This window comes from Pseudoalteromonas sp. CNC9-20 (genome assembly GCF_022347875.1).
GTDB classification, from domain to species: Bacteria; Pseudomonadota; Gammaproteobacteria; order Enterobacterales; family Alteromonadaceae; genus Pseudoalteromonas; species Pseudoalteromonas ruthenica.
Map to the genome: position 1 here is coordinate 93,279 of NZ_JAKRFS010000005.1, position 20,638 is coordinate 113,916.

Annotated in this window: 18 protein-coding genes; 14 read left to right on the plus strand and 4 right to left on the minus strand. The window is 47.5% G+C overall.

All coding sequences use genetic code 11. From position 1 onward, the window contains the following. The first annotated feature begins 115 nt into the window (after positions 1-115). A complete protein-coding gene (locus MHM89_RS13005) occupies positions 116-1,960 on the plus strand; it encodes a DUF294 nucleotidyltransferase-like domain-containing protein (protein WP_239408997.1) in 1,845 nt (614 codons plus the stop codon). A 2-nt stretch (positions 1,961-1,962) separates the two neighbouring features. Beyond that, positions 1,963-2,607, plus strand: a complete 645-nt coding sequence (locus MHM89_RS13010; protein WP_151172343.1) for a 3'-5' exonuclease — start codon at positions 1,963-1,965, stop codon at positions 2,605-2,607. On the opposite strand, the gene MHM89_RS13015 is transcribed toward MHM89_RS13010, so the two are convergent. Further along, the gene (locus MHM89_RS13015; RefSeq protein WP_239408998.1) at positions 2,594-3,010 is read right to left on the minus strand and encodes a rhodanese-like domain-containing protein; all 417 of its coding nucleotides are present in this window, start codon (positions 3,008-3,010) and stop codon (positions 2,594-2,596) included. The genes MHM89_RS13010 and MHM89_RS13015 overlap by 14 nt on opposite strands. A 332-nt stretch (positions 3,011-3,342) precedes the next feature. Between MHM89_RS13015 and ribA the strand changes: the two genes are divergently transcribed. The 6 genes from ribA to csrA all read left to right on the plus strand — a co-directional run bounded on the left by ribA (position 3,343) and on the right by csrA (position 9,397). Beyond that, on the plus strand, positions 3,343-3,966 hold the full coding sequence (gene ribA, locus MHM89_RS13020; RefSeq protein ID WP_022946939.1) for a GTP cyclohydrolase II: 624 nt from the start codon (positions 3,343-3,345) through the stop codon (positions 3,964-3,966). A gap of 34 nt (positions 3,967-4,000) precedes the next feature. Then, on the plus strand, positions 4,001-4,801 hold the full coding sequence (locus tag MHM89_RS13025) for a BPSS1780 family membrane protein (RefSeq protein WP_239408999.1): 801 nt from the start codon (positions 4,001-4,003) through the stop codon (positions 4,799-4,801). Further along, positions 4,801-5,265, plus strand: a complete 465-nt coding sequence (locus tag MHM89_RS13030; RefSeq protein WP_022946937.1) for a regulatory protein RecX — start codon at positions 4,801-4,803, stop codon at positions 5,263-5,265. The genes MHM89_RS13025 and MHM89_RS13030 overlap by 1 nt, the downstream gene beginning before the upstream one ends. Positions 5,266-5,275: 10 nt before the next feature. After that, positions 5,276-7,876, plus strand: coding sequence for an alanine--tRNA ligase (gene alaS / locus MHM89_RS13035; protein WP_138587896.1), 2,601 nt, complete (start codon positions 5,276-5,278; stop codon positions 7,874-7,876). 21 nt (positions 7,877-7,897) lie between these two features. Beyond that, positions 7,898-9,112, plus strand: a complete 1,215-nt coding sequence (locus MHM89_RS13040) for an aspartate kinase (RefSeq protein WP_022946935.1) — start codon at positions 7,898-7,900, stop codon at positions 9,110-9,112. A 93-nt stretch (positions 9,113-9,205) separates the two neighbouring features. Beyond that, entirely contained in the window at positions 9,206-9,397 is a 192-nt protein-coding gene (gene csrA, locus MHM89_RS13045) for a carbon storage regulator CsrA (protein WP_022946934.1), read from the plus strand. A 25-nt stretch (positions 9,398-9,422) separates the two neighbouring features. On the opposite strand, the gene MHM89_RS13050 is transcribed toward csrA, so the two are convergent. Continuing rightward, a complete protein-coding gene (locus tag MHM89_RS13050; RefSeq protein ID WP_239409000.1) occupies positions 9,423-9,896 on the minus strand; it encodes a YcxB family protein in 474 nt (157 codons plus the stop codon). A gap of 39 nt (positions 9,897-9,935) precedes the next feature. Between MHM89_RS13050 and MHM89_RS13055 the strand changes: the two genes are divergently transcribed. Continuing rightward, a complete protein-coding gene (locus MHM89_RS13055; RefSeq protein WP_239409001.1) occupies positions 9,936-10,877 on the plus strand; it encodes a hypothetical protein in 942 nt (313 codons plus the stop codon). Between the two features lie 61 nt (positions 10,878-10,938). Here the strand turns inward: MHM89_RS13055 and MHM89_RS13060 are convergent, their stop codons facing one another. Continuing rightward, complete coding sequence (locus MHM89_RS13060) at positions 10,939-13,887, minus strand: TonB-dependent receptor (RefSeq protein WP_022946931.1); 2,949 nt, start codon at positions 13,885-13,887, stop codon at positions 10,939-10,941. Positions 13,888-14,328: 441 nt separating this feature from the next. Here MHM89_RS13060 and MHM89_RS13065 point away from each other — a divergent pair, with 441 nt between their 5' ends. From MHM89_RS13065 to MHM89_RS13080, 4 genes are all read left to right on the plus strand, one after another. Further along, complete coding sequence (locus MHM89_RS13065; protein WP_022946930.1) at positions 14,329-14,571, plus strand: OadG family transporter subunit; 243 nt, start codon at positions 14,329-14,331, stop codon at positions 14,569-14,571. 12 nt (positions 14,572-14,583) lie between these two features. After that, positions 14,584-16,365 carry a sodium-extruding oxaloacetate decarboxylase subunit alpha gene (gene oadA / locus MHM89_RS13070; protein ID WP_239409002.1) on the plus strand — a complete coding sequence of 594 codons (1,782 nt, stop codon included), beginning with the start codon at positions 14,584-14,586 and terminating at the stop codon, positions 16,363-16,365. Between the two features lie 8 nt (positions 16,366-16,373). Next, on the plus strand, positions 16,374-17,504 hold the full coding sequence (locus MHM89_RS13075) for a sodium ion-translocating decarboxylase subunit beta (protein WP_022946928.1): 1,131 nt from the start codon (positions 16,374-16,376) through the stop codon (positions 17,502-17,504). A 199-nt stretch (positions 17,505-17,703) separates the two neighbouring features. Then, the gene (locus tag MHM89_RS13080) at positions 17,704-17,880 is read left to right on the plus strand and encodes a hypothetical protein (protein WP_022946927.1); all 177 of its coding nucleotides are present in this window, start codon (positions 17,704-17,706) and stop codon (positions 17,878-17,880) included. Between the two features lie 59 nt (positions 17,881-17,939). Here MHM89_RS13080 and MHM89_RS13085 read toward each other — a convergent pair whose 3' ends face one another. Further along, positions 17,940-19,253: a peptidoglycan DD-metalloendopeptidase family protein gene (locus MHM89_RS13085; RefSeq protein WP_022944145.1), complete on the minus strand. Its 1,314-nt coding sequence runs from the start codon at positions 19,251-19,253 to the stop codon at positions 17,940-17,942. A 153-nt stretch (positions 19,254-19,406) separates the two neighbouring features. On the opposite strand from MHM89_RS13085, the gene tyrS reads away from it, so the two are divergent. Further along, the gene (gene tyrS, locus MHM89_RS13090; protein ID WP_045978528.1) at positions 19,407-20,609 is read left to right on the plus strand and encodes a tyrosine--tRNA ligase; all 1,203 of its coding nucleotides are present in this window, start codon (positions 19,407-19,409) and stop codon (positions 20,607-20,609) included. The last annotated feature ends 29 nt before the right edge of the window (positions 20,610-20,638 follow it).

A 20,638-nucleotide genomic window follows, 5' to 3' on the forward strand; every position in this document is an offset into this window, starting at 1 on the left:
TTGTCGCTGTTTTCAGCCTAGATTTATGCTATATGCAGGATGCGGTGTTTATCTATGGTTGGCCAACACGCTAAGAAGTAGGTAGACACAGCAGTGATCAGTTGAGGTGTGGATAGTGAGCCCACAGCATCAAGATATTATCGATTTTGTCATTGAACAGGCCCCGTTTAATACGTTAGAGCGCTCTGCCTGTGAATACTTTTGTCATCACCTTGAAGTTATTTATGTCACGCGAGAGAACCAGCATCAGTGGCTTGATTCTGACGACCCAAAACTCTTTCTTATTCGCAGCGGTAGCCTAGAAATCGTCGCTCCAAGTGGAGAGGCGGTCGCGCGCTTAAGTGCGGGTGATTACTTCGGCTATCCGTCGCTACTCAGCGGTGAGGCCATTAAAAACCGTATCGAGGTAAAGCAGGAGGCTCTGGTATATATTCTCAGTCAATCCAGCTTTGATTATTTGCGTCGCGAATATAAGCCCTTTGAACAGTACTTTGTCCGTGCGCATTCGAATCGCCTATTGTCATCGAAATACCAACACCACAGCGATAGCTGGTCAGAACGTAAAATAGCCGAGCTGATGACTCGCCAAGCCGTTACTCTGGGACCTGAGGCCAGCATTAGGCAGTGCGCCCAACTGATGAGTGACCAGCGGGTGTCATCGATTATGGTAACCCATAACGAAGACACCAAGTTGCTCGGGGTGGTCACCGACCGTGACTTGCGCACTCGAGTTCTGGCAGCGGGGGTGGACCCTGAGCAATCTTTGCAAGCCATTATGACCGCCCACCCTAAATACATTTTCGAGAATAACCGGGTATTTTCGGCTATGCATTTAATGCTCAAGCACAATATTCACCATTTGCCGGTACTTAACGAGGCGCATCAGCCGGTGGGCATGGTGACCGCGACCGACTTATTACGGCAGCAAAAAAGCGATCCCGTGCAGCTCATCGGTCGCATTTATAAGGCGGCGGGGGTTGCCGATTTAAAACGCTATGCCGGTGAGGTACCGAGTCTACTCGATAGCTTTGCTTATCATATCGAAGACACCACCTTGGTGGGTAAGCTACTTAGTGGTATTAGTGATGCGTTGACCACGCGATTGATTCAATTATACCAACAACGCCATGGCGATGCGCCTAAGCGTTTTAGCTGGATTTGCTTCGGCTCACAAGCACGGGAAGAACAAACGCTGCACTCTGATCAAGATAATGGTTTGCTGTTGCCCGACCAATTGAGCGATGCTGAGGCTGATTATTTTCGCGGCATGGGCGAGTTTGTGTGTGAGCAGCTCGATGTTTGCGGCATTGTCCGCTGTCCAGGGAACATCATGGCCAGTAATCCGCAATGTCGGCTATCGATATCGGCCTGGTTAGATAAGTTTGCTCGCTGGCTTGGCAGTCCCACGCCCGAGGCCATGCTCAACTGTAAAATCTTCTTTGATATTCGCTTTATCACCGGCTCCAGTGATTTGTTTGCGGCATTTACAACGTCACTTGGCAAGCAAAACCGCGATCAGCTTTTTTACCGGGCTCTGGCCAGTGAGCTGAACCAAAATTCGGTGCCTATCGGCCTGTTCCATCAACTAAAAACGCAAACCGACGCCCAGCATCACAAGTTTATCGACCTGAAAAAGCGCGGTATTGTAATTATTAACGACATTGTTCGCCTGTATGCACTGCAAGAGGGTATCCGCAGTGCCAATACCCTAGAGCGCTTGGATGCGCTGATAAAAACTCGGCAGTTATCGAAAAAAGACATTTTTGATTTAAAAGACTGCTGGCGCTATTTAACGCAATTGCGTCTTAAAGCTCAGCTGGATAAAGAGCCGGTGCCGAGTAACTGTATTAATCCCGATACCTTAACGTCGCTCGAGCGCCACCAACTTAAGGAGGCATTTTACTTGGTGCGCCAAGCCCAGCAGGCGGCGAGTTTTAAGTTCGCACGAGGGAGTTTGTAATTATGACCCACGCGTGGTGGCAAAAGCTCAAAGCGATGTTTGGGCAAGACCATTTTGGCTTTGCCGATAGTTGGCATCGTCATCGATATGTGGTGGTGGATTTAGAGCTGACTGGCTTAAACCCTAAGGAGCATGAAATTGTATCCATGGCGTGGGTGGTGATCGAAAATCAACGTATTTGCCCGCGCCAAAGTGCCCATATGTTGCACAGTGGCGTGTCGCAGCTAGCGCAATCGCCTATTTATCACGGTATCACCGCGTCGCGTTTAATCAGCGAGGGCGATTCCATGGCGGCGATACTGACCGCTTTTGATGCTGTCTGCGAAGACAGTATTTTAGTGTTCCATAATGCTTTGCTCGATGAGCGTTTTTTGCGTTGCGCTTACAAACAGCAGGGGCAAAAGTTTCGTTACTTGACGTTGGATACCCTGAAAATTGAGCAACGCCGTTTAGCGCGGCAGGGCACGGAAGTGGCGCTTGATGCATTATCGCTCAGTGCCTGTCGGCGTCGCTACCAGTTGCCGGTTTATCGGGAACACAATGCGTTGAGCGATGCGTTGGCCACTGCGGAACTGTTTCTTGCCCAAGTTAATCACATGAGTCGGCAGCAAAGGCTGCCGCTCAGCGCGTTGATTACTGCTGGTTAATTAAAGGTAGTTCGGCTTGTTGCCATTTTAAGAAATCACCCTCTAAGTGGTATAGCTGGGTAAAGCCTTGCTTTTTGAGCGCCTCCAGAGCAATACCTGCGCGACGACCACTGCGACAATACACCACAATGGCTGTGTCTTTGTTGAGTGTGGCGCCATCTTCAACAATCTCGCTATGGGGGATGTTTACCGCGCCTTTGATATGTCCTTGCTGATACTCTTGTTTTGAGCGCACATCAAGCAGCGTCATTGGCGTGGCACTGAACCTATCCGCCATCAGTTGTTGCTGCGTAATCGTCTGTGCTGACTCAGCGTGCAGTGCGGGTGCAAAAACCAGGATGCACAAGGCGAAGGCCAGCGATACCCCGAATGCAGTGAGTTGTGATGCGATTGTTTTTATCATAATAGCCCCTGTTGTTGGCGTGATTAGTCGTTTACAAAGCGATGACACCAAGTGTGTATGACCTATTCCACTTTGGCACAACGCGTATCGTTAAGGGTGATCATAGTCGCGAGCATCCACTGGCTGCAAGGTTTTCAGCTCCCCGCCAGCACAATCACCATTTATGTATACGGCTACCACCACCGTGTTGAGCACATGTTTCCCTTGATTAGCCATCGCTTGGTATTGTTGTTTCGTGTTAATATAGCCCCATTTAAAAGCATATAGCGGCTGATTCTGAGCAGCGGCTTGTTATACTATCACAGTTGTTTTTTATAAAAGAGTGAGTCGTCGTGGCTGAAGTAAGAGCTAGGGTCCAATTAAATGTGGGCAAAAACAGTGATATCCCGGCAGAAATTGTCTCATTTTCTGGGCTAAAAGATGGCCAAGAGCATGTTGCACTAATTTTTAATGAGGCGGACAAGCATCAACAGACACCGCTTATTCGCATGCACTCTGAGTGTTTAACCGGCGACGTTTTCCACTCCAGTCGTTGTGACTGCGGTGAGCAGCTCAATGAAAGTATCGAATTAATGCACCAACAGGGCGGAATATTGTTATACCTGCGTCAAGAGGGGCGAGGCATAGGGTTGTACAATAAGCTCGACGCCTATGTTTTACAGTCTCAAGGTATGAACACCTATGAAGCCAACAATCACTTGGGCTTTGCTGATGATTTGCGAGAGTTTTCCGATGCGGTACTCATGCTTAAGGCGTTGGCTGTGACGCAGGTCAAACTGATGACTAATAATCCTAAAAAACTCAGTGCGTTAGCTGATAATGGCATCGATGTGAAAGCTGTCGTGGGCACGTCGGCGCATATTAAGGTGGGCTTAACGGGAAACCAAGCATACTTAGAAACCAAAATTAAGCATGGCTCGCACATGCTCGATATCAAAAAAATACAAAAACCATAAAGCACGACGCAAAGAAAGAGGAAACGCAGTCATCATGGCTATAGAAATTCGCGTACATAGCGCCAAAGCCGGCGGGCGCTGGATAAAGCAGGGATTGGATATCTTTGCCAAGCAGCCTTTCACTTTTATGTTTATGTACCTGCTCATTGCTGTTTTAGGGTTAGTTGGGCTGGTGGTACCGCTGTTGAAAATTCCAGCCGCGCTGGCGACGCCTTTTCTAATGGCTGGTTTTTATCAGTCAGCACTTGCGCGCCAGCAGGGGAAAAACGTTGCCTTTGCCGACATCATCGATGTGTTTTCACAAAAAGGCCGACGTATGGGCTTGTTTCGGGTCGGCTTGTACCAAATGGGTGCGGGGATCTTACTAGGCTTGCTAGCTAGCGTGTTATTTGCGGATATGGCTGCGGTGGTGAGTGACCCGAACATGAACCCAGAGCAGGCGCTACAACTATTAGCACAAAGCCTGTCATTTCCTTCGTTAGCCTTGTTTTTGGTAATAACCAGTATTTACCTGTGCGCCTTCGCATTTGCCATACCATTAGTGTTTTTTGGCGGCCACACGTCGATGTGGGCGGTGATGAAAGCCAGCTTGATGGCGTTTTATCATAATGCCGCAGCGATGACGGTGTACGGGCTTATTATGGGTGTTTTGATGCTGTTGTGTGCAGTATTGTCCTTTATTCCTCTTCTGGTTCTAATGCCGATTTGCTACATTAGCCTTCTGGTGGCGTTTCAGGCGATTTTTGCGCCGCAACTGGGCGAGCAGAATGCACCCACAGCGAAGCATGTTAATGCCATTAGCGACACCACCGACAATGGTCGGTTTGACGCCTAATGGACGATAGCGAAAAGCAAAAGCAAAAAAATTACGTTCTGTGGCTGTTAGGACGACAGGACTACAGCCGCAAAGAATTAGAGCGCAAGTTAAGCCAGCGCCAAGTGCCGCAGGCGTTTAGCTGCGAATTACTGGACTGGTGTGAGCAACATGGGTTCTTAGATGACAACCGGTTTTGTGCCGGTTTTGTCCGTCGCGCTGCGGACAAGCGCCATGGCCCGCGACGCATTATGGCTGATGCGCAGCAAAAGGGGCTGGCAAAAGAGCAAGTTAGCGAAGCCATCGATGCCTTAGACATAGATTGGTTTGAACTCGCTCTAGAAGCTTATACCCGGAAGTTCCGGACAACAGATAAACAATTAGATTACAAAGAAAAAGCTAAGCGCATGCGTTATTTAACAGCGCGTGGGTTTGACTACCAACAGATAGAATTTGCACTTGCAAGTGAAGCGAATGACGAGTGAGAAAAACGCAATGCAGCATTTGACGACCGCACAGCTAAGACAAAAGTTCTTAGACTATTTTGCCAAGCACCAACACCAAATTGTGCCTTCGGCTTCATTAATCCCTGGTACTGATCCAACGTTGTTGTTTAACAACGCCGGCATGGTGCCTTTTAAAGACGTATTTTTGGGCGCAGAGAAGCGCCCCTATACGCGAGCGACCAGCGCCCAACGTTGTGTCCGCGCAGGTGGTAAACACAACGACTTAGAAAATGTTGGTTACACTGCCCGTCACCATACCTTTTTTGAAATGCTCGGTAACTTTAGCTTTGGCGATTATTTCAAAGAGCAAGCTATTCAATTTGCCTGGACTTTTTTGACCGAAGAACTCGGTTTGCCTAAAGAGAAACTTTGGGTGACGGTGTTTACCGAAGATGATGAAGCCGCCGATATTTGGATTAACAAAATTGGCGTGCCAGCTGATCGCGTCTCTCGCATTGGTGAAAAAGATAACTTCTGGTCCATGGGCGATACCGGTCCGTGTGGTCCGTGCTCGGAAATTTTCTACGATCATGGTGAAGAAGTCTGGGGCGGTCCACCAGGGACGCCTGAAGAAGATGGCGACCGTTATATTGAGATTTGGAACTTGGTTTTCATGCAATATAACCGCCATGCCGATGGCACGATGGAAGCCTTACCTAACCCATCTATTGATACAGGCATGGGTCTTGAGCGTATCGCCGCCATTATGCAGGGCGTGCATTCAAACTATGAAATTGACCTATTCCAAGCGTTAATCCAAGCGGCAGCAAAAGTGACGAATGCGCAGGATTTAGAAGATAAATCATTGCGGGTTATTGCCGACCATATCCGTTCGTGTGCGTTTTTGGTGCTAGATGGTGTCATGCCTTCGAATGAAGGACGCGGTTACGTGTTGCGTCGTATTATTCGTCGCGCTGTGCGCCACGGCAACAAACTGGGGGCAAAAGGCACCTTCTTCCACCAACTGGTTGGTGCGCTGATTGAACAGATGGGGGATGCATACCCTGAGCTTGCCAAACACCAGAGCATTATTGAAAAAGTACTGCGTATTGAAGAAGAGCAATTTGGCAAAACTCTAGAACGCGGCTTGGCTATTTTGGAAGAACACTTAAGCGCCCTAGAAGGCGATGTTATTCCCGGCGATGTGGTATTCAAGCTCTATGATACCTATGGCTTTCCAGCGGACTTAACCGCTGATGTCGCTCGTGAACGTTTTATGACCATTGATGAGCGTGGTTTCCAGCAGTGTATGGATGTGCAACGTAAAAAAGCACAACAAGCTGGCAAGTTTGGCGCTGATTACAACACGCAACTGCGCTCTGATAAGTCGAGCGACTTCAAGGGTTATGAAGCCGAGCATTACAGCGGCACAGTGGTCGAGTTGTTCGCTGCTGGCGATCAGGTATCGGTATTGGAAGATGGTCAAGAAGGTATCGTGATACTTGATCGTACGCCATTTTATGCTGAGTCAGGCGGTCAGGTGGGTGACACCGGCGTGCTGAAAGCCGGTAATGGAGAGTTTATTGTTACCGATACACAAAAACTTGGCAATGCCATTGCGCACTACGGCAAAGTAAGTGGGCAAATGGGGGTGAACGATAAAGTGGATGCGCGTATCGATGCTGAGCGCCGTGACCGCATTAAGAAAAACCACACTGCAACCCACCTTATCCACGAAGCGTTGCGCCAAGAGTTGGGTGAGCATGTAAACCAAAAAGGCTCCTTGGTTGAGCCTGATCGTATGCGTTTTGATTTCTCTCATTTTGAGGGTGTCACGCGTGAGCAACTACAACGCATCGAACAACAAGTGAATATTGAAATTCGTCGTAATTTTGCTTTGCAAACTGAACTGATGGCCATTGATGAGGCAAAAGCGAAGGGCGCTATGGCGTTATTCGGCGAGAAATATGACGATGAAGTACGTGTCGTGAGCATTGGCGACTACTCTATCGAGCTGTGTGGTGGTACCCACGTGCAGCGCACTGGCGACATCGGTTTATTTAAAATCGTCTCAGAGGCAGGTATTGCCGCTGGTGTACGCCGTATTGAAGCGGTCACCGGTGATGATGCATTGAATTATGTTGCTGAGCAAGAGAACAAACTGGCGCAAATAGCGGCATTACTCAAAGCGGATAATGCCTCGGTGCTTGATAAAGTATCGGGTTTAATTGAACGTAGTAAAGGCCTTGAAAAGCAGGTGGCGCAGCTTAATGACAAGCTCGCCAGTGCAGCGGGCGCCTCGTTGCTTGATAGTGCTATTGATGTAAACGGCGTTAAGCTGCTTGTGGCGAACGTTGCTGGCACCGAGAGCAAAGCGCTGCGTGGTATGGTTGATGACCTGAAGAACAAAATGGGTTCAGGCATTATTGCTTTAGGCGTTGCGAACGGCGAAAAAGTCAGTTTAATTGCTGGCGTCACCAAAGATCTTACTGGTCAGTTTAAAGCCGGAGAGTTGGTTAACCATATGGCGGCACAAGTCGGTGGTAAAGGTGGCGGTCGCCCTGATATGGCACAAGCCGGTGGCTCGCAACCAGAGCACTTAGATAGCGCACTGGCCAGTGTTCAAGCATGGGTGAGTGAACGTGGATAAACAACAGGCGCGTATTTATTCGTGGCACTGTTAGTTCAAAAGTTTGGCGGCACCTCGGTAGGCTCAATTGAGCGTATTGAGGCCGTCGCCGATATCATTATTCGCCAACGTCAGCAGGGCCACCACATTGTGGCTGTGGTGTCAGCAATGTCAGGCGAAACCAATCGATTATTAGCGTTAGCTGAGCAAGTTGATAGCTCCCCCAGTCCTCGTGAACTTGATGCATTAGTCAGTACCGGAGAGCAAGTAAGTGCCAGTCTTCTAGCGATGGCACTGATCCGCCGAGGCTACCCCGCCATCAGCCTGTTGGGCGATCAACTGGGTATTCGCACCGACAACCTCTTTACCAAAGCACGTATCAATGACATCAACAGTGCCCGCTTACGTCAAGAAATTGAACATGGTCGCATTGTTATCGCAGCAGGGTTTCAAGGCCGTGATTTGGAGGGAAATATTACCACTCTGGGGCGCGGCGGTAGCGACACTTCGGCAGTGGCCATTGCCGCTGCGATAAATGCTCAAGAATGTCAGATCTATACCGACGTTGACGGCGTATATACGACTGATCCTCGTATCGAACCTGGGGCATGGAAGCTGTCGAGCGTGTCAGTGCAGGTCATGCTAGAGATGGCTAGTTTAGGTGCGAAGGTATTGCATATTCGTGCAGTGGAAGCCGCTGCGCATTATAAAATGCCATTGCGAGTGTTATCCAGCTTTAGTGTTGGGGAAGGGACGCGCGTTGATTACGAGGATGAAGGTATGCAACAACAGACTGTTTCGGGAATTGCCTCCAAGCGTGAGCAAGCGCTTATCTTTATAAATGATTGCTCAAACGATGGTTCTACTTTAGCAAATATAGTGGAACTCTTGGCTGAAAAAGGCATCGAAATAGACATGATTAACCAAGTTAATCAAAAAGTTGGAAAAGTAGACTATGCTATAAGTGTACCCAGCTTAGAGTTGCAACAAGCAATGAGTTTATTGCAAGAAAGTGATGCTTTAAGCGGGGCCAAAATAGATAGTCGTGACGACCTCGCCATGTTGTCTATAGTTGGCGCAGGGATAAAAACGAACACGCCAATTACGGGGCGATTTTTTCGCGTGTTAGCCGATGAAAATATTGATGTAGTCGTCGCTAGCTCAGGAGAAATAAAGCTTTCAGTTCTTATTGAACGAAAGTACTTGGAATTGGGCGTACGTGCATTACATGCGGCTTTTTTAACGGCAAGTGAATAATCGCTTTTAAGTTTTACTTACTTTTAGAGTGATTATTCTTTAGAATGCCGGAGACGGAATTTTTTACTAATTTGGAACTATGGGAGCAAGCGAATGCTAATTCTTACTCGTCGAGTTGGTGAAACCTTAATGATTGGTGATGAAGTCACAGTGACTGTTTTAGGCGTTAAGGGTAACCAAGTGCGTATCGGTGTAAATGCACCAAAGGATGTGTCTGTTCACCGCGAAGAGATTTACATGCGAATCCAAGCCGAAAAATCGGACTCAAATCCGGGCAACGCATAAATAAACGAATTCATAAAAGCCACTATCAAGTGGCTTTATTTTTATCAAAGATAAATGCAATCACTTCCTCATTGAGCACTCGTGCGGGAAAATAGTGCCTAGCTCCCTTATCGGTGACAATAATTATTCCCTTCTGCGTACTCAATACTTCTTTAATTTGTGGCCATGAGTATTGCTTCTTATGGGCATTAATCTCGGTACTAATTCCTTGCTCATCAACCCGTAACGTCACTTCATTTCCAGCAGCTCTTGTTAATCGCTGTCGTGCCACCCACCAAGGTTGCTGATATTTGTAGGCAACCACTTCTAAAATAGCTAAAGCAAACAAAAAATAACCAAGGTAGTTATTTTGCAACTTAAACATGCTAAAAAGAGTAAGTCCTACGAGTAAGAGCACCAGTGGATATTTGAGTTGGCGGCGATGGCTGAAGGGCAAAGACTGCTCAAAGCTTTCGTGGTAGTAGTCTTTATCTAAAATATAGCTAGTGTGGTAATTCATAGTACTCGTTATACGAACTTGATTAATATAGAGGCAGGTATGCGCACGATTTTTATGGCATTAACGGCCGCGCTTTTAAGCGCTACGGTTGGCGCCCAACACCAATTTTTGGTCTTTGGCGATATGCCATATTCTCCTATCGATGAAGCGCTGCTCACCCCACCTGCAGGGCCATTATATCAAGGCGTGCGGCAAACCCCACATCATTTTATTGTCCACGTCGGGGATATTAAGGCTGGAGCTGTCGCTTGCACCGATCATGTTCTGCGCGGCAACTACCAGCTGTTATCTAATCTTAGTGAACGGCCCTTTGTCTACACACCGGGTGACAATGATTGGACCGACTGCGATAGGAAAGAGCTTAGCACACGCTATGATGAGCTAGAGAGGCTAAGCTTTATACGGAAAGAATTCGCTGTTCATACAGTCGCCTTGCACGATTATGAACGCCAGCCTGAGCTGCCCGAAAACCAGGCTTGGCGTATAGAGCAAGTGCAGTACCTAACCGTGCATGTGGTAGGTACCAATAATGGTCGTGCGCAAATTCTTAAGTCTGATAAAAAACAAGCGCTGCAGGCTGTTAAAAAGCGAGATCAGCATAATATTCAATGGCTAAAACGCCATGCTGATAAAGACCTAACCGCCATGGTTGTCTTTTTTCAAGCGGATATCTTTCGCTCAAGTAGCGGTCAGGGAGTGTGCAGTGACAATAACCGAAAATGTGATGGCTTTGCTGTCTATCGTCAGTACTTAGATAAGCTCGCTCAACACAGTGATTATCCTATTTTAGTGGTGCATGGCGATACCAGTGAATTTTGTTTTTCACAGCGTCAGTCGCAGCTTTGGCATCTTAATGCACCTGGCGATTTTCAGGTTTTAGATATTGCTCATGTAACCGTTAATGTAGATTCAGCACAGCCTTTTCAGGTGTCCCCCTTATTGACAACTAGCGCCATTCCTCGCTGTGAAGATGACGGTTAGCTGCTGCGGCAGGTAAGCATAAAAAAGCCGCGCTAGGCGCGGCTTTTGTTAACACTGCGAATTAGAACTGGAACCTTAGGCCCAGTTTAAACTTGCGACCAAGCACGTCATAGTTACTTGGGAACGTGTTACCCGAGTTAGAGCTGGTATCACCTGCCTCATTGCCCACAACCGGTGGATCTTTCTCGAACAGGTTATCTATACCCAAACTTGCGGTGATATTATCGGTAAGGTGATAATTGGCATACAAGTCAAAGTAATCGTAGGAATCGATACTTCTAAACTCTGGGAAGTAATCGTCGGCAACGACTGGCTCTGCGTCAATGCCATCAATGTGACGCCATTGCAATGACAGGGTAAAGTCGTCCATCGCCCACGTAGTACGCTGCACCCAGCGCATCTCCGCGAGGGGATCACAGCTGGCACTGTAATACCCTTTACAGTCGATAATTCGCGCTGTATCAGAGCTTTGCGATTCTTGAGTTAGATACTTGTTGATGGTTCCTGAGAACTGCAGCTCACCCATGTCCTCAAGTGGCACGAAGAAATTGAAGCCCAGTTCAACCCCTTCAGCGGTCAAGTTCTTGAGGTTGGTAGTGAATTGTTCAATCCCGGCACCAGCGACGGTTAAATCGCCACCCACACGTTGTATTTTGGCACACTCTTGTGCATCACCTAACTTGTAACAGGCATCGAGGATTTCTTGTGCTGAAAACTCGCCGATGATGTCATCAATATCAATATCATAGTAATCTAAACTGATAGTGAAGTTTTGCAAGGTATCGAACTCTGGCGTCCAAACAATACCTGCTGTAAAGGTGCTTGCTTCTTCAGCGTCAGGTGGATTAAGTGGATCGCTTCCGGAGATCACTTGCACTTGACCTGATATCACATCTTGCACGTTACCCACTTGCGCATCGGTCATGCCAGTGGAAATACACAGCTGGCGCAGTTCAGCGCTGATGTTACCGGCGTTGGCAACCGAGCAGGGGTCGCTAGTCGCGTTATCAAGGCCAGTTACCACAGGAGAGGCGATTTCACCCACGTTCGGAGCTCGCGTCGCTTGCTGTTGCATAACACGTACTAATACACTGCTAACTGGGCGCCAGTTGAAACCAAGCTTCCAGGTTTCATTAGAGCCCACGGTATCGTAGTCTGCCCAACGGAAACCAAACTCCACATCAAGCGTATCAGCAAATGCCATACCGTCTAAGACTGGCAAGTACCCTTCCATGAACAGCTCATCAACACTGAAGCCACCTTCAATAGGCAACTGGTTACCTCCAGCACCGCCCTGACAGCTCGCTGGTGCAAGTTTCAAACATTCATCAGGCTCAAATAAGCCTTTTTCTTTGCGGTACTCGTAACCAAAGCTCATTGATAGCGGTGCGCCGGCGCCCGGCACTTCAATAAACTCAATCGGACCATTGATGGTCGCAGTTGCAATACGCTGGCTGTACTTTTGCTGCTGCAATGCAATAGCTGTAGCATAACCGGCCATTTCATCGGTAATGGTGCCAAAGCCACCAAACAGGTTGATGGGTACGCAAGTTGGGTCGCCGTTTAAGCAGGTGACACCGTCTTCGGTTTCAAGGGCATTTTGGATGTTAGTTAGGTTGGTGTAGCCACCGCGTACGGTGGTACGGTTGGACTCACCATATTGGAAACTAACATCATACTCCCAGTCGTCAAACACATAACCTTTCACGCCAGTGACAAACTGGAACAACGAGGTGTCATAGCGCTCTGTACGGGGGCCGAGTTCGAGTGTACGCCGACGTAACTGCACAGTTAAATAGTCCTCAGAGTCGACGACGCCATTGCCGTTGACATCATTCCAGTTACTGTCACTTAAGAGACCATCAGCGAGCGCGTTGTTGCCCGTATCAATCATAAATTGCTGCGCTTGATCGCCAATTAACGGGTTAAATAGTGGCAATTCGAAACTAGCACCAAATGTGCCTGATGGCGCAACCTGTGTATCTACCGAGATCGAGCTGTAAGTGAGTGATGAATAAACTTCATGATCGTCGGTGAGGTTGTAACGAGCGAGAGCCGTACCTGAATAGCGCTCGGACGGTGTCTGATAGAAGTTGTAGGGGTTGAAGTTGAACACGCTACAGGTATCGGCAGCAAGTGTGCCATCATTTCTAAATTGGCCTGCGGTACCCGCTCCGACAATACCAAAGCGTGTGGGCATGGCCGTTGTAGAACCACCACTTTCTACTGAGTTAGGGGCCTCACACTCAGAGGGCGCTGGAACGGGCGGTTGACCATTTAGGAATTGCTCATAGTTAGCGCCTGATGCGGTTTCGATACCAAGTAAACCCAACGGACGATCGCCAAGGAGCACTTGGTCACGCTTCATCCAGTCCAATGAGAGTACGACGTTACCTCTGTCATCAGCGAGGTTAGAGCCGATGGTAAGCGATATATTACTTTTATCGCCGTCACTTTCGTCTGTTTGCTGGTGCGAGGTGTCTAAGGCTATCCCTTCAAAATTATCCTTAAGGACAAAGTTAACCGCCCCGGCAATGGCATCAGAGCCATAAACGGCCGAAGCACCACCAGTAACTACATCGATGCGCTCTACCAGTGCTGAAGGTATCACCGAGGTATCTACCGAACCGTTGTAGTTATATGGGATCATTCGCCGGCCATTAACCAGTATCAATGAACGCTGAGAACCTAAGCCTCTTAAGTTGACCGTTGCTGCACCGCCAGAGCCGTTGTTCACGTTACTGCCGTCACCGGGAATAGTGGATGGTAAAGTACGAAGAATTTGCTCTACTTCAGGTTCTTGTTGGAAGCGCAGCTCTTTCTCGCCAATGGACGTGATGGGGCTGGCTGAGACAGCGCCAGGCTGGCGAATACGACTACCAGTGATGGCAATGACCTCAATATCCTTGGCTTCTTCATCCCCCGCAGCAAGTGCTTGAGGCATAACGAATGAAGAAATACCTACGCCGAGCGCTACTTGTAGCGACAGCGCCAGTTTAGATTTTAACATTGTTTTTCTCCCTAGTTATTAGTACGACTAATACTTCAGGGCCAATCAAACTGCGGTTGTTCCTATTTAGCGTCATAAGCTTAGTCCGATTTGTTCAAACCTGCCAATGACTTAGAGTCAAAAAATAGAGCAAAAACCCTCAACGTAAACAATGTTAAATCAATCTTGGTATGACCAATTATCTGTTTTGAGGTTCTCAACATCATTTATGGCTAATGAAGATGATTTTTTCTCGTATAGATTTAATTTATATCCGCTATTTTTATTATCTATAAAGCTAAAATAACGGCATTGTTGGCGGTTTTTAAGTCTCCTTCCAAGAATTTCAAGGTTATAAACATTGGTATTACCAATTTACACTTATGTAGACATTCTCTTTTTTTTTGATATGGTGTTGGTTAAATATCAATAAAAAGTAACTAAATTTGCACTGGGGTGAGCATGGATATTACAGCATTGTTAATTGAAGCCGCTTGGCTTATGGCCACCGGTATGGTGGTGGTCTTTGTATTTCTACTCATATTGATAGGCGCTTTACGCCTAATGTCATATATCTTTGCCGATACAGAACAAGCACAAGCCAATCAACAAGCTAGCGCCACTACCACGCATCACAGTAAGCGCCCTTCAAAGGCGCATATTGCAGCTATTGCTGCGGCTGTGCATCAGTATAAGAAGCAATAATAAGGGTCAATTATGTCTAAATTAAAGCTTACCGAATTAGTACTGCGAGACGCGCATCAATCTTTATTAGCAACACGCATGCGCTTAGAGGATATGCTCCCGATCGCTGATAAGCTTGATCAGGTTGGGTTTTGGTCAATGGAGTCATGGGGTGGGGCCACCTTTGACTCCTGTATACGCTATTTAGGTGAAGACCCTTGGCATCGTATCCGCGCCCTGAAAGCGGCGATGCCTAATACTAAACAGCAAATGCTACTGCGTGGTCAGAACTTACTCGGTTATCGCCATTACAGTGACGATGTCGTGACTAAGTTTGTCGAGCGCGCTCACGCCAATGGCGTTGATGTGTTTCGTATCTTTGATGCGATGAATGATGTGCGTAATTTAGAGACGGCAATCAAAGCCGCTGTAAATATTGGCGCCCATGCGCAAGGCACTATCTCTTACACCGTTTCACCAGTCCACACGCTGGATATGTGGCTAGATCAGGCCAAGCGCCTTGAAGATATGGGTTGTCATTCTATTTGCATTAAAGATATGGCGGGGCTGTTAAAGCCCTATGATGCCGATAAGCTGATCCGTGGCTTAAAGGAAACCGTGTCTTTACCCATTGCTATGCAATGCCATGCGACCACAGGACTAAGCACTGCAACCTATCAAAAGGCCATTGATGCCGGCATTGATATGCTTGATACGGCAGTTTCTAGTATGAGTCAAACCTATGGTCACAGCGCCACCGAGACCTTGGTTGCTATTGTAGAGGATACCCCGCGTGATACCGGTTTGGACCAAACGTTACTCGAGGAAATTGCGGCTTATTTTAGGGAAGTACGTAAGAAGTATGCGCAATTTGAAGGTAGCTTGAAAGGCGTTGATGGCCGCATCCTATTAGCGCAAGTACCCGGTGGCATGCTCACAAATATGGAAAACCAGTTAAAAGAGCAAAACGCAGGCGATAAGTTAGACGAGGTACTCAAAGAAATCCCCAAAGTCCGCAAAGACTTAGGTTACTTACCTTTGGTCACCCCCACCTCACAAATTGTTGGCACTCAAGCCGTGTTGAATGTGCTTACCGGTGAGCGCTACAAATCTATTACTAAGGAAACCGCAGGCGTTCTTAAAGGTGAGTATGGAGCAACACCCGCACCGGTAGATAGCCAATTGCAACAGCGTGTTTTAGAAGGTGCAGAGGCAATTAGTTGCCGTCCTGCCGACCTCATTGAGCCTGAGCTAGACAAGCTGACGGAGGAACTAGATGCTCATGCGAAAGAGCAGAACCTCGAGTTAGCAGACCAGGTGGTTGATGACGTTTTAACCTATGCACTATTCCCGCAAATCGGTTTAAAATTCTTAGCGAATCGAAATAACCCTGATGCTTTCGAACCAGCGCCCAGCGCCGAGCCGGAGCAACCAAAGGCTGTGGCAAAGGCGGCACCGACAAAGCAAGGGCCAGAGCGTTATAGCATTAGTGTCGACGGTCAGGCCTATGATGTTGTCGTCGCCCCCGGTGGTGAGTTGGAGAGTGTGCGTGCTGTTGAGGGTGAAGGTGAAAACCCACCGCAGTCGGCTGCGATTAGTGGCGGGGAAACGCTGAATGCACCGCTAACAGGCAACGTCTTCAAGGTTCTAGTCAAACCTGGTCAGCACGTGAGTGAAGGTGATGTGGTTATGATCATGGAAGCAATGAAGATGGAAACTGAAGTGCGCGCATTGCACGGCGGTGAAGTCAGTGATGTGTTAGTGCGTGAAGGTGACTCAGTGAGCGCTGGCGATGCCTTAATTGCATTGGTTTAGGAGGGGGTATGGAAGGAGTATTAAATCTCTGGCATGCCACCGGCATTGCCAACTTTTCCGTCGCTCAACTGGTGATGATCTTAGTCGGTTGTGGGCTGTTATATTTGGCGATAGCGCGTAATTTTGAGCCATTACTATTGGTGCCAATTGGCTTCGGGGCAATATTAACAAATATCCCCGTGGCTGGTATGGCAGACCCTGGTGGCATTCTGTATTACGTGTATTACATAGGCATTGACTCCGGCGTCTTTCCGCTGCTTATCTTTATGGGGGTGGGGGCACTTACCGACTTTAGCGCGTTGATCGCGAACCCGCGAATGCTACTTCTGGGCGCTGCGGCGCAATTTGGTATTTTTGCGACCTTGTTTGGTGCTATTGCTTTGAACTTTGTGCCGGGCTTTGAATTCACACTCAAAGATGCATCTGCTATCGCCATCATTGGCGGTGCCGATGGCCCGACTGCTATTTTCTTAGCCTCTAAATTAGCCCCGGACTTGCTCGGTGCTATCGCAGTGGCGGCGTATTCTTATATGGCATTAGTGCCCATTATCCAGCCACCCATCATGCGAGCATTAACCTCCGAGCAAGAGCGTAAAATTGAGATGCCGCAGTTACGAGCGGTTTCAAAAAAGGAAAAAATTATTTTTCCACTTATGGTTCTGGCGTTAACTGCGATGTTTTTACCGGCAGCAACGCCGTTGGTGGGAATGTTCTGTTTGGGCAACTTAATGCGTGAGTCAGGTGTCGTCGATAGGCTCAGTAGCACAGCGCAGAATGAGCTGATCAATATAACGACTATTTTCCTTGGCCTAGCAGTGGGCTCAAAGCTAGCTGCTGAGCAATTTCTGACGGTGGAAACCATTGGTATTCTAGCGTTAGGGGCTTTGGCATTTTCTATTGGCACGGCGTCAGGTGTATTCATGGCAAAAGGGCTGAATAGATTATCGTCATCACCCATTAACCCCTTAGTAGGGGCAGCTGGTGTATCTGCTGTGCCTATGGCTGCTCGCGTGGTCAATAAGGTTGGCTTGGAAAACAACCCACATAACTTTTTATTGATGCATGCCATGGGGCCAAACGTTGCTGGCGTTCTTGGTAGCGCTGTGGCTGCAGGTATTTTACTGGCTTTGGTGGGCTAACCTCTGCCGAGAAATTTATCTATTTAGGCACTTCCTAGCCATTTGCGCGTCCTATTCGAATTCGGTGGGGCGCGCTTTTTTATGGCTGAGGCCAGTTTCACAGTTTTGCGATTAAGTGTTATAAGTGCATGCTATAGCATGAGCTGAGACTAACAAAGCAGTCCATGGCTAGCCATAACAGTCAAAATAGGGAGCGGCTATGAACGCTATTATCATCATCATTGTATTATTTGTTTCGCTGGCTATTTTGGTGCCGTTACTAGAGCGCTACCAACATCAGTTAGGGCTCAATAAAATGATGCGCTTTCGCAAGTATATCTTGCCACTCGTTGGCATAAGCTTAGTGGTGCAATTGCTTTATATGTTATTTAGGTAAGGACTTGTGATATAGCAGACATAAAAAAAGCACCCTAAGGTGCTTTTTTATGTCGATGATTAGTTCATCGCCAGCTGCATTTCTCGCTCTCTAACCAGCTGCGCAAGCAGTGTATCGGCTACTGGTTTGAACTTGGCTAATTCGCCAGCGGGAAGCGGCTCAGACTTTGGCAGTTCAACGGTACGAGGATTACGATGTACACCGTTTACAAGGAACTCATAGTGTAAGTGGGGGCCGGTAACGCGACCGGTGGCTCCGACAGTGCCAATAAGCTGACCTTGTTTCACTTTTTGGCCATTTTTTACTTTGCGTTTATTTAAGTGCAAGTACTTAGTTACATAGGTATTGCCGTGTTTAATGAACACATAATTACCATTAAAACGGCTGTAACCTGCTTTAATAACTTTGCCGTTACCAGCGGCTACCACGGGCGTACCTGTGCGCGCGGCGTAATCAATACCACGGTGTGGCTTCACCGTTTTAGTTACTGGGTGGAGGCGACGCGGATTAAAGCTTGAACTGATGTATTTAAAATTAACTGGCGCTCGTAAGAAGGCTTTTTTCATACTTCGACCTTCAGGAGTGTAGAAGTTGCCATCAGTGTGGCGCACAGCGGCATAACGTTCGCCTTGGTTGATAAATTCAGCAGCGATGATTTTCCCTGTGCCAATATACTCGCCGTCAACGTGGTGTGTTTCATACAGCAAGCTAAACTGATCGCCTTTACGCAGATCGTTGGCAAAATCCACGTCCCAGCCAAAGATGGTGGCAAAGTTCATAATTTGTTTCTCACTTAGCCCAGCCGAGATACCGGCTGTCCATAGGCTGCCATTGACTGTACCAGACGCTGTTTTAGTGAGGGTTTCAATTTCTTTGGAATCGATAGAGGTGTCGTAGCGTCCCTCTTCGTTAAGCGTAACAAACAAGGTGTCGGTTTTGCTCAGTACATATTTGAGCTGCTGCAACTCACCCTTGTCGTTTTTTGCAAAACTTAACACTTCACCTGGGTGAATCTTGGTTAGTTTTTTCGTTTCTTCATTGGTATTAACCAATTTATACAAGGTTTGCGCGGAGAAGCCTGCACGTTTAAAAATCAGGGCAAGGTTGTCACCGTTACGTACTTGGTAATCGGTGTGCTCATAGGTTGGTAAAGTCTGAGCTTGCTCGGGGGAGTTCAAATCGGTGATTTGTTCGTCTTCCTCAAGCTTAACTTGAAGCTCGTAACGCTTACCCACTTCCAATGGCTTTGCGTCGTTATCCTTTGATGCTGTGGCTCTTTCCGTAGGTATCAACATCAGGGCAATAATCGTGACAAGAAAGCCCACAATGAGCAATTTGTGTTTTTTGGGGAGCTTGTGAACCACGTTTACCATAACCTACCTTTTTCTGCTGTTAAGGAAAACAAATCTAACCAAAGGCTGAGCATATACGTTATAAAGGGCAAATACCAGTATTTTGTGCATTTAAACCCGGCGCGAATTGCGCTAGAATCGCGCGGTTAGCACATTTTTTTATCGGAGAAATAAATGACAGACTTGCAGACAGCGCTGGCAGAAATTAAACGCGGTGCTGAGGAAATTTTACTTGAGGAAGAACTCGCTGAACGCCTTAAGTCAGGGAAAAAGCTACGAATTAAAGCTGGGTTTGATCCTACAGCGCCAGATTTACATTTAGGTCATACGGTGCTTATTAATAAGCTAAAAACGTTTCAGGACCTTGGCCATGAAGTGATCTTTTTAATTGGTGACTTTACTGGGATGATAGGCGATCCAACGGGTAAAAATGTGACTCGTAAACCTTTGACCCGTGAAGATGTGTTAGCTAACGCCGAAACCTATAAAGAGCAAGTCTTTAAAATCCTCGATCCAGAAAAAACCACCATTGCATTTAACTCGCAATGGATGGAAAAGCTAGGCACCGCAGGAATGATAAAGTTAGCAGCTCGCCAAACCGTAGCACGCATGCTCGAGCGCGATGACTTTAAAAAACGTTATGCAAGTGGTCAATCCATCGCCATTCACGAGTTTTTGTATCCGTTAGTGCAGGGGTGGGATTCAGTCGCACTTGAGGCCGATGTTGAGCTTGGTGGCACCGATCAGCGTTTTAACCTGTTGATGGGCCGTGAACTGCAAAAAGACGAAGGGCAAAAGCCGCAAACAGTGCTAATGATGCCATTGCTTGAGGGCACTGATGGCGTGCAAAAAATGTCTAAGTCTCTGGGTAACTACATAGGAATTACTGACTCTGCTAACGATATGTTTGGCAAAATGATGTCTATCTCCGATGATCTTATGTGGCGTTACTATGAGTTGCTAAGTACCAAGTCACTTGAGCAAATTGCGGAGTTGAAGGAGCAAGTCAGCAATGGCGCGAATCCGCGTGATATCAAAATTGCCTTAGCGAAAGAGATCATTGCGCGTTTCCATGATGAGCAAGCGGCTGAGCAAGCTCACGCAGATTTTACTAAGCGTTTCTCTAAAAATGCGTTGCCTGATGATATCAACGAGCTAACCATTGAATGTGATGGCGACGAGATGATGATCACCGCCTTGCTTAAGGAAGCTCAGCTTGTGGCTAGCACTTCAGAAGCGATTCGCATGATTAAACAGGGTGCTGTGAAAATTAATGGCGAAACCAAGGTAACCGATAGCAAGCAAATGGTTGCTAAAGGCAGCACCGAAGTTTACCAGGTTGGTAAACGTCGCTTTGCAAAAGTGACTCTAGCCTAAGCCCTGATGCTACAGAAAAAGCCGCTTAA

Bases quoted from the DNA above. Each gene is read 5' to 3' on its own strand.
- csrA (WP_022946934.1), top strand. From the start codon at position 9,206: ATGCTAATTCTTACTCGTCGAGTTGGTGAAACCTTAATGATTGGTGAT.
- MHM89_RS13060 (WP_022946931.1), bottom strand. From the start codon at position 13,887: ATGTTAAAATCTAAACTGGCGCTGTCGCTACAAGTAGCGCTCGGCGTA.
- tyrS (WP_045978528.1), top strand. From the start codon at position 19,407: ATGACAGACTTGCAGACAGCGCTGGCAGAAATTAAACGCGGTGCTGAG.
- MHM89_RS13055 (WP_239409001.1), top strand. From the start codon at position 9,936: ATGCGCACGATTTTTATGGCATTAACGGCCGCGCTTTTAAGCGCTACG.
- oadA (WP_239409002.1), top strand. From the start codon at position 14,584: ATGTCTAAATTAAAGCTTACCGAATTAGTACTGCGAGACGCGCATCAA.
- MHM89_RS13075 (WP_022946928.1), top strand. From the start codon at position 16,374: ATGGAAGGAGTATTAAATCTCTGGCATGCCACCGGCATTGCCAACTTT.
- MHM89_RS13015 (WP_239408998.1), bottom strand. From the start codon at position 3,010: ATGATAAAAACAATCGCATCACAACTCACTGCATTCGGGGTATCGCTG.
- MHM89_RS13050 (WP_239409000.1), bottom strand. From the start codon at position 9,896: ATGAATTACCACACTAGCTATATTTTAGATAAAGACTACTACCACGAA.
- MHM89_RS13010 (WP_151172343.1), top strand. From the start codon at position 1,963: ATGACCCACGCGTGGTGGCAAAAGCTCAAAGCGATGTTTGGGCAAGAC.
- MHM89_RS13025 (WP_239408999.1), top strand. From the start codon at position 4,001: ATGGCTATAGAAATTCGCGTACATAGCGCCAAAGCCGGCGGGCGCTGG.
- MHM89_RS13085 (WP_022944145.1), bottom strand. From the start codon at position 19,253: ATGGTAAACGTGGTTCACAAGCTCCCCAAAAAACACAAATTGCTCATT.
- MHM89_RS13030 (WP_022946937.1), top strand. From the start codon at position 4,801: ATGGACGATAGCGAAAAGCAAAAGCAAAAAAATTACGTTCTGTGGCTG.
- MHM89_RS13065 (WP_022946930.1), top strand. From the start codon at position 14,329: ATGGATATTACAGCATTGTTAATTGAAGCCGCTTGGCTTATGGCCACC.
- MHM89_RS13080 (WP_022946927.1), top strand. From the start codon at position 17,704: ATGAACGCTATTATCATCATCATTGTATTATTTGTTTCGCTGGCTATT.
- alaS (WP_138587896.1), top strand. From the start codon at position 5,276: ATGCAGCATTTGACGACCGCACAGCTAAGACAAAAGTTCTTAGACTAT.